The following is a 9389-nucleotide window of genomic DNA, read 5'->3' as shown; positions in this document are numbered from 1 at the left end:
CCAAAGCCTGAAACAAAACCAGAAGTGAAACCAGATCCAAAGCCTGAAACAAAACCAGAAGTGAAACCAGATCCAAAGCCTGAAACAAAACCAGAAGTGAAACCAGACCCGAAACCTGAAACAAAACCAGAGGAAAAACCAGAAGTGAAGCCAGATCCAAAACCTGAAACAAAACCAGAAGTGAAGCCAGAACAGCCTAAAGTCCCTGAAGGATTAGATGTGAATATTGTATCAGACGATTTTGAGTATTACCCTGAATCATTAGAAAATCCTGCTGTAAAAAAACAACTATCACCAGAAGCCCAAAATATTCTAAAAGGTATTAACAATAAATACAATACTAACCTAAAATATGACAGTCTATTAGGTGGTGTATATATGTTAGATAAAAACATGTACTTACCAGAAGGTACAATTGGAGCACAATTTGTTGTATTAGGTAGTACAAATGATTTTAAAATTCTATTCCTTGATAACAATGAAGCTACTGTAGAATTAACAAAAAAATGGGTAACTTTCATGAATGGTTTAAATTTAGATAAAGAAATTCAAGAAACAGTTGAAGCGAAAACAATAAATACATATGAAAAAGGTAATTATAAAATTCGTATTGGACAGTCAACAGCTGAACATACAATGTATGTAGAAGTAGAACCTAAATAACGAGTTAGTATTTACAAGTTTTATTCCATATTGTATACTTTTTAAAAATTAATGTAATAATTATTAGTAAATTACGTGAAGGACAAACCTTACGTACCTCCTAGGGTACAGGTTTGTCCTTTTTTGTATTTAAGGAGGGAAATTTATGAAGGTACGAAAAAGAGTATTGTTAACTTGCGCATCATTAATGTTGGCGTTGCCATCGGTTGCAAGTGCGGCGAATAATAACATACCATTTTTCGATGGTAGCGAAAATTCGTTATTAAAATCAGACGAATTACAATTAAAAGGAAAATTGCTTAGACCAGGAAGTGGTTACAAATCAGGAGAGTTCGATTATAAAGCTGATTTACATTTTCCTGCTGTTTACAATGGCTCTTTCAATTGGGGAAATCCCCGGGAAAATCTAGTCCAAAATGAAGACACATCGGATCCTTATGTTCGAATTTCAAATGATGGGTACATTAACAGTGCAGTTGTTGTTGGGGATCGAATGGTAACAGAAGTTGAACAAGTTACAAAAACTGTTGTTAAAGATAAATATTGGGGTCAGCCAGATTTTGTTTTAACAAATATGGCAAAACATAAAATCATAAAACTAAAAGGATACAATGATTCTTTAGGAAGTTTTTATTGGATTAGGGACATTGCCTATCTTTCAGGCGGATACGCAGGAGCTGGTGGTGTAAATGGTGTGAATAGGTATAGCTTGTGGTATGTACGCACAAGTAAACCTCAAATAAAAGATTTTAAAGCTACGAGTGGAAAAAAAGACGTCCCTGTTAAATTTACATTTAACGGCTTTGAATATGTAAGTAAAAATAAAGGATACAATGACCGAGATCCTAATGGAACAACAGTAAACCCTTATCAAAAAGCTGCTGGAGAGAGGAACCGAGTTAAATGGATGCTAGATATTATAAAAGATGGCGAAACTGTGCATCATCAAGAAAATTATTTACGTTCAAATCCGCAAAAAGATAATGAAAGAGCCAATGAAGGGGATGCTGGAAATTTTACAAAAGATGATGTTAAATGGCAGCCACAAATGTGTGGTCGATATACTGCGAAAATTAAAGTTCTTGATGCTGTTCAAAGGGAATCAAACGAGAAAACTGTTGATTTCACGATAGATGGTAACTGTGGTACTGAAGTAACACCTAACCCGAATCCAGGAAATGAAGATGACTTTAAATATAAAATTGACTTTTCTAGTGATAGAATTGAAGGAGAAACAGCAAGAGAAGGAAAGAATATCAAAACAAGGGTAGATGTATCACGTGATAATTTTAAACCAGAGCGTGATCAATATAGAGTAAAGGTAAACAACAATATTAATAAGTCTCAACAAGAAGTAAATAGCTCTGAATCGGAAAGAGATAGCGCTCAATCTAGTCTAAGTTATTGCCGTCGTAATCCTATTCATGAAGTAGATGCAGAAGGGAATGACCACTACTATGACAGGGATTGCTCTTGGGAAGAAAATAAACTAGATAGTGCGGCAAGTAGGCTAGATAATGCAGCGAAGAAACTGGAAAAAGAGAAGAATAAAATTAAAAAGTTAGATGTATTAGAAGAGAAATATATGAATCCTGAAACAGTAGTTGTGTTAAAACATAACGGACAACAAGTCGCATCACAAAAGGCAAGCTTAACAGAGGGAGAAAAGAAAACATTGAAGCTTGATTGGCAGCATAAGGGAAAAGGAACAATTCAAGCGGAAATTAATCCTGCTGGTAATCGTCTGGACATAGAAGAAACCATGTACAAAAACAACACTATTAAAACAGCTATCTATGCACCATCTAATGAAAAAGGGATGTGCGGTGTAACAAGTGTAAAGGGTGTGGTAGAAACAGTAAGTGAACGTGTGTCAAAAGAGGATACGGTGGGAGAAATATTCTATGAAACATTAAGTGGAAGTATAGATAATTTGGCACCATCTAAGTTTCATTCTGGGTATGGGTTTTCGTATGAAGTAAACGGAACATATAAAAATCAGTGGAATGAAAATTATCCTGGTGTATTTGCAAAAGCAACGGCACAATATCCGTTTGCTGATGAGGGATTAAAATCTAAACAAGATTTAGAATCTAAGAAAAATACAGGTTCTATATCAAGTTTTTCTCCAAAAAATATGTATCTATCGGAGAAAACGGGCCATGTCTTTGATAGTAAAAGACCAACGAAGTCTTTATACTGGGATGGACAAGAGAAAATCATTGATGGTGGGCAAAAATGGTATACCCCAATGAAGACAAAAGATGGTGTATATACCTTTAATGTAGAAACAGCTCCAGCAGGCATCAATGAAATGAGTCTATGTTTAATTGAGCAAGTAGAGATTAAAGGTGTTGCGTATGATGATTTCATAAAAAGAAGAGTATTTCCTGACGATCCATTCCCTGGAGGAAGTGGAGTTGGTTGGAATTGGGCTGGTAAGGAAGATGTACTTTATAAATTAACAGATTGGTATTATATGAGAAATAGGAAATGAGAATAAAATATAGTATAATTAGATGAATCGACACAATAAGATATTCTTCTTAAACTAGTAGCTGAATGGATAAACCAAAGGCACATCCCTTAATGGGATGTGTCTTTTTTCGTAGAAAGGGGAAGTTTGAATGGATAAAAAGAAAAAACAACGTATGAAATGTGTAATTTTTATTGGAATTATTGCAATGATTGTATCGTTATATATTGGAAGCGAATTTCAAGATCGGGATGGGAAAGGTTATGCTCCTGCAAAGTATTTTGAAACAGGAACAAAATTGATATCCTTTTAATAATAATTTTGTCTCTTTCATCAACTGTCGTGAAAAGTATTTCCATGCGAGCACTTCTTTTCTCCATAAAATGAAAAAGAAAGAATAGCAACCGACCACCTAGGAATATTCGGTTGCGTTAGATTAATTACAACATGTTTTTGGTATGCTTAATAGGTTGTAAACCTTGTTATAACAGAGTTTTTGGAGGTTTTTTAATTTATGATTACGTGTTTTAAAATAGAAAAAACAGATATTTTTTAGAAATGATTGACATGAAACTATATATATCATAATATTGAGATTGTAATATTAAAGAAAATAAATCCAACATTTTCATATAGACTTTAGATTAGCTAAAAGGACACACCTAAGGCGTTTTACGCCATAGGTGTGTCCTTTTTTGCGTTTAAAGGCTACATAAGGAGGAATACAAACATTGAAGCCGTCTAAGTTTCAAAAGAAGCAGATTATAGCGGTAGGTTTAGCTGCTATAACAGTAGCGGGTATCTATGGATACAATCATTTTGCAGTAGAAAATGCAGTAAAGCCAACGAAAGTTGTTGTAGCTGCAAAGGATATACCTGCGCATACAGAGATTAAAGAAGAAATGCTAGTGGAACGAACATTACCTGGTGATGGGATTCCTCCAAATGCATTACGCGTAAGTAAAAAAGAGGTTATAGGTAAGTGGACAAATGATGGACAGCCCATCACCGAAAATAGCTATCTTTTTAAAAATAAAATAGTAAAGAAAGAGGAGTTACCTGACTCTGCAATTTTAAATTTGAAAGATGGAGAAGTTGCATTCCCGTTACTCGTTGATTTGGAAACAAGTTCAGGTAATAGTATCATTCCTAACACTTATGTGGACTTGTATTTCAAGCAGGTTGTGAAGGACGGGGACAATGAGAAGGTAGTCTTCGGTGGTCTTTTCCAAGGTGTACGTGTTACGGCTGCAAAGGATAGCAATACAGAAGATGCATTTGTACTAGAAAAGAAAGAATCAAAAGATGAACAAGAAGGAAAACAAAAGCCAAAGGTAACGCGATTATATACATTGGCTGTTTCACCAGAACAACTTCAATATCTAAACCGTGCGAAAACACTTGGAGATGTAATTCCTGTTGCAGTTGGACAAAAGGTAGAACAAACAGGGAAAGAATTAGAACCAGCAGAAGGATTCTCGCAAATATCTGACCAGAAAAATATTTTAGACTATGTAGAGAAGCATTCAACCAATCCCATATCTAAAAGTGTAAAAGAATATGTTGCACAGTATCTGAACGAATCCAAATAAGGAAGGGGCTTTTAAGATGGACCGGCAAGTAAGAATGGTTGCCTTTTATGCGACAAACGAAAACGTAGGAAAAAGTACGTTAAGTATTGCGATGGCAAATGAGTTAGCTCATTTAGGGAAAAAGGTGCTTTATGTAGAAGCGGACCAAGTAAGACCAAACTTCGCGGTTGGAACAGGTCTTAGCCATGAGAGTAAAAACATGCTAGGGCTTGTAAGAAAAGAAAATGAATACAATCTCTTGCAATATATTTGTACCAAGCAAGATTTACTAGAAAAAAAAGTGAATCCAAGGCTGACGCAAAAATTACACGATAAGATGGATTTTCTGGTGTTTCCATCAGGGTATAGCTTAAATCAATTCCCAGAGATTCAAAACAAAGAATTGTTTGTAACGACATTTATCGAATCACTTGTAGATACAGAATATGACTACATCATTCTATCGGTACCAACTGAATTATCCGAGGTGCTTAGTTACCCAATTCTATACCAATCAGACCTTGTTGTTCATGTGCTAAATGGCAACCCTCGTGGTGCGTTAGCAATTAAAAGAGAATTACAACTAATAGAAGAAGCAAAGCTAACATTTCCTCGTATGATTCATGTTTTGAATATGGGAGACGAGGACTATGTAGAAGATATTGAAATGCTTTCTTCCCAAAAAATTGCAGTGACAATTCCGTATGACAGAGATCGTACGAGTTATGAATGGGGGATGCAATTTGGTTCCCCGCAAATTAATGCAAAGGTCCATCATATTATGGAAGCAGCTGGTCTTGATATTCCATCCCAGCACTCCTCTATGAAAAAGGGTCTCTTTGGTTTACGAAATTAAAAAGGTGGCAAGTAGTATGTGGGGCTATTTACAGGAAAAACAAGTATCCTTAAAGCGAAATCGAGTGGACTTATATCACTTTGGTTATAGGATTCGTTCTAAATCGGTGCGAAAGTTAGGAACAACTACAGCTCAACAAATTAAAGATATTACAGATGAAATTCGTGCATTTTTAGTAAAAGAACATCGTGATATCTTAAGCGAATCCTTTATGAATAAAGAGAAGAGAACAGCTGTGGAGCAAATTATTAAAGGATTTTTACTAAGCAATCAAGTCGTCGTTTCAGATGTACCTTCAGAACAGTTACTAAATATGGTGTGTGATGAAATTGTTGGATTTGGGATTATAGAACCTTTAAAAGAAGATAAGGATGTAACTGATATTTATATCAATGGTACAAAAGAAATCATTTACGAAAAAATCGGAGAGGGAGAATGTACATTTCCTTACCGATTTGAGACAGAAGAAGAAGTGAAAGCCCTAGCTTATAAGATGGTAAACAGTACATCAGAGTCATTAAATACAGCAAAGCCATATGTTGACTGCGTATTTCCGTATATACGTATCAATATTGCGTTAGATGAACTTGGGGGACTCGGAACAACGATAACGATTCGTAAGAATGCGGATCACCTTCGTGCTTCTGAAGAGCGGATGTTATCTACCAATCAAGCATCGAAAGAAATGTTGAACTTTTTGGCTGCAGTTGTGAAAGCCAAAATGAATATTTTAGTTGCTGGAGCTACGGGTACAGGGAAATCAGAGTTTATGAAATATCTTGCTTCTCACATTCCGAAAGGAAAGAAAAAAGAACGTACTCTTGTAGTAGAAGATAACCCTGAATTATATTTGCATCGCATTTTTCCAGAACATCATTTTGTTCCGATGCAGTGTAGGGCATCGGAAGTAGAAGAAAATGCAATCGACTTTGATAGATTGTTAACAAATGCTTTACGTCAAGGGCCCAAGCGATTAATTGTAGGGGAATCGAGGGGGAAAGAAGCGTTAAAAATGATTAACTTTTTCCAAACAGGACATCCTGGTTTCACCTCTGTCCATGCAAGAAGTGCAAAAGAAGCAGTTAGGCGTTTAATGCTTATGTGTCTGCAAAGTGGTGCGAATATTGATGCCCAGTATTTATATGAATTGATTTCACAGACATTTGATGTAATTGTCTTTTTGGAAAAGAAAGATGATGGAAATCGTTATATTACAGAGATGATTGAACTATTGGATTATCAGGAAGATATACAGTTTAATCCATTGTCTCAGTTTATGCCAACATATGAGAAACAAGATGAAATGAATGAAAGAATAGGGAAAATTCATGGCCAACATATTATTACAGGAAGAATATCAGCTGATATGGAGAAGAAATTCCGTTCTTCTACTGTAAATCCAGCTCTTTATGCACCATTCCTTTCAAAACAGGAGGTGCAATATGCGTAGTTTATTAGCCTATGGATGCATATTCTTGATATTTATTAGTGTAGTATTGCTCGTTTTACTTTTTGCAAAATCTAAGGGTTCTGCCCTCTCTCAATTTGTACAAGAAAACGAGAAAGAAGAAAGGCGCTTGGAATTAAGGAATATTAAAGGGATACGGATGTATTTGCCACAATCCGTTATCCAAGAAGCCAAAAAGTACGAGTGGAAATTGAGAAAAAGCATGTACTGGGTATATACGATTCTTTCCGGAATGAGTATTGCAGCAGTATTCTATTTTTCCTTTGGTAGAGATCCTTTTACACTGATTACTGTTTTATCTGGATTTTTAGTTCCAAGGTTTCTTCTTTATCGAAGAAAAAAACGTTACTACTTGATTGTCATTGACCGTCTTTCTATTTACATGAAGGCAGTAGCAAATGCACTTCAAATTAGCAACAATGCAAAACGGGTGTTAGTTCAGGTGAAACCAATGATGCATGAAAGCATTCAAGAAGAAATAGAAAAAGTTTCTCTTTTATTAGAAGGTGGAACCACAATGCATCGTGCATTTAGAGAATTCAATGAAACGTTTAACTTTAGAGAATTGGTATTCTTCCATGAAATGTTGGAAGTGTGTAGCCGAGAAGGTGGAACAAATTCAGTACAAGTCCTACTAGATATTGCAGAAGATTTTGAAAAACAAAAGCTATACCTGGCAAGATTGCGTTCTAGTTTGTCGCAAGCACAACGTGCTTTTGTACAGAACTGCTTAATCGTTATCGCCATGCCAATTGTTATTATGTTGATGTCAAAAGAAGCATATGGATTTTTAGCAGGTTCTATGATGGGGAAAATTGCGTTAGCGGTAAATATGTTGATTGTATTTTTTCTAGCAACCCGTGTAGAAAAGATTGCAAATTATAACCCAACAGAAAGAGGGGAATAAGGTGTCTACGATTTTAGCTGTAGTGGTATTCGTTGTCATGTACTGGATATTCTCTACCTTTATACAAAGTAAAAAAGACAGCGGTAGCTTACTTACGAACTATGTAGAAAATGCAAAACGAATTGAAAAGAAGAATTTAAATCAAATGATGCTTGCTCCCTTCCAGTCGTTATCACATAAGTATCTGACAGAAGAAAAAAAAGAGCAGATCCAGAAAAAGTTAGAAGAAGCTGGCTTGGATACGGAACCAGAAGAATATCTGAAAATGAAGGTAGCATACCCCATCATTTTTACCTCTGTTTTCTTAATATGTACTGTATTTCATGATTACTATTTATTTAAAGTAGGTGCTCTAATGTCACCATTGCTTTATCTCTATCCTGATTATCTATTAAAGAAAAGAAGCAAACAGGCGATTGAAGCTAGGAAGTTCGAATTACCAGAGTATCTAATTCCAATGTTGCAGTTGTTAAAAACACATACAACATTAGAAGCAGTAAAAAAGGCAGAGATATATGCTGGAAGACATCTTCGTCCGTATGTATCTACACTTACTGCGGAATTAGAAATGTATGCGGGCTCGGATCAACCATTTCGAAACTTTGCTGCTGCTTTAAATAGTCCAGAAGTAAATACCTTTACGATTGCATTGCAACAAGCACAAAAAACGGACAAGGTACAGAGTCTTCACATTATGGACTCACAAATTAAAATGATGCGCGAGTTAAAACATGAGAACTATAACCGTCTCATTCAAAATAAGCCGATGGAAATGAATAAATTTAACGTTGCTGTTATTGGTTGTATTGTGATTTATCCGATGGTGATTGTTATTCAATCTTTAATGCAAGGATTTGCAAGTTTATAGAAAACATTATCAAAAATGGACTAAGTAAAGGAGTAGTACACATGTTAGCAAAAATGAAGAGTTGGTTAAAAAATGAGGATTCACAGTTATCATCAGAAAACGGTATGCTAATCGCTTTGGCGGTAATTATCGTATTAGTCATTGGCCCATTTGTATGGAAAGCAATCCAAGGTGGTTATGATACGATCCTGGCACGATTCACAAAAGCATCAAATAATGCAGATGTGGATTCTTGGAACAAGTAATAGAAGTTTTAGATTAATGATGTTTGTTACGTATAGCTCAAATAAATAGATAAGGGGAATTTAAATATGTTAGCAAAAATGAAGAGTTGGTTAAAAAATGAGGATTCACAGCTATCATCAGAAAACGGTATGTTAATCGCTCTGGCGGTAATTATCGTATTAGTCATTGGCCCGTTTGTATGGAAAGCAATCCAAGGTGGTTATGATACGATCCTGGCACGATTCACAAAAGCATCAAGTAATGCAGACGTAAATTCTTGGAATAAGTAATTAAAAATTTAAATAGATAAGTTCTAATTTTAGTAGATACTTAAAATTGATATATAAAGGAGACG

9 protein-coding genes and 1 pseudogene are annotated in these 9389 nt (G+C 35.3%); all 10 read left to right on the top strand.

Annotation, left to right across the window (positions count from 1 at the left end; genetic code table 11):
* Positions 1–663 (top strand): annotated as a pseudogene (locus tag QO049_RS28660) (S-layer homology domain-containing protein); the annotation flags it as partial.
* A gap of 145 nt (positions 664–808) precedes the next feature.
* Positions 809–3160: a hypothetical protein gene (locus tag QO049_RS28655; protein ID WP_284489725.1), complete on the top strand. Its 2352-nt coding sequence runs from the start codon at positions 809–811 to the stop codon at positions 3158–3160.
* A gap of 130 nt (positions 3161–3290) precedes the next feature.
* Complete coding sequence (locus QO049_RS28650; protein WP_176549736.1) at positions 3291–3452, top strand: hypothetical protein; 162 nt, start codon at positions 3291–3293, stop codon at positions 3450–3452.
* 418 nt (positions 3453–3870) lie between these two features.
* A complete protein-coding gene (cpaB, locus tag QO049_RS28645) occupies positions 3871–4731 on the top strand; it encodes a Flp pilus assembly protein CpaB (RefSeq protein WP_284489724.1) in 861 nt (286 codons plus the stop codon).
* A 16-nt stretch (positions 4732–4747) separates the two neighbouring features.
* A complete protein-coding gene (locus tag QO049_RS28640) occupies positions 4748–5566 on the top strand; it encodes an AAA family ATPase (RefSeq protein WP_284489723.1) in 819 nt (272 codons plus the stop codon).
* A 16-nt stretch (positions 5567–5582) separates the two neighbouring features.
* Positions 5583–7016: a TadA family conjugal transfer-associated ATPase gene (locus QO049_RS28635; protein ID WP_098286934.1), complete on the top strand. Its 1434-nt coding sequence runs from the start codon at positions 5583–5585 to the stop codon at positions 7014–7016.
* Positions 7009–7941, top strand: coding sequence for a type II secretion system F family protein (locus QO049_RS28630; protein ID WP_284489722.1), 933 nt, complete (start codon positions 7009–7011; stop codon positions 7939–7941). Before QO049_RS28635 ends, QO049_RS28630 begins: the two co-directional genes overlap by 8 nt.
* A 1-nt stretch (position 7942) precedes the next feature.
* The gene (locus QO049_RS28625) at positions 7943–8809 is read left to right on the top strand and encodes a hypothetical protein (RefSeq protein WP_284489721.1); all 867 of its coding nucleotides are present in this window, start codon (positions 7943–7945) and stop codon (positions 8807–8809) included.
* Positions 8810–8850: 41 nt separating this feature from the next.
* On the top strand, positions 8851–9054 hold the full coding sequence (locus tag QO049_RS28620; RefSeq protein ID WP_284489720.1) for a hypothetical protein: 204 nt from the start codon (positions 8851–8853) through the stop codon (positions 9052–9054).
* Positions 9055–9120: 66 nt separating this feature from the next.
* Complete coding sequence (locus QO049_RS28615) at positions 9121–9324, top strand: hypothetical protein (RefSeq protein ID WP_000879962.1); 204 nt, start codon at positions 9121–9123, stop codon at positions 9322–9324.
* Positions 9325–9389 lie beyond the last annotated feature (65 nt).

It is taken from the genome of Bacillus sp. RB3 (assembly GCF_030164735.1).
In the GTDB taxonomy this organism is placed as follows: domain Bacteria; phylum Bacillota; class Bacilli; order Bacillales; family Bacillaceae_G; genus Bacillus_A; species Bacillus_A cereus.
The sequence above is the reverse complement of the archived record's forward strand: the minus strand, read 5'-3'. Positions and strand labels throughout refer to the sequence as shown.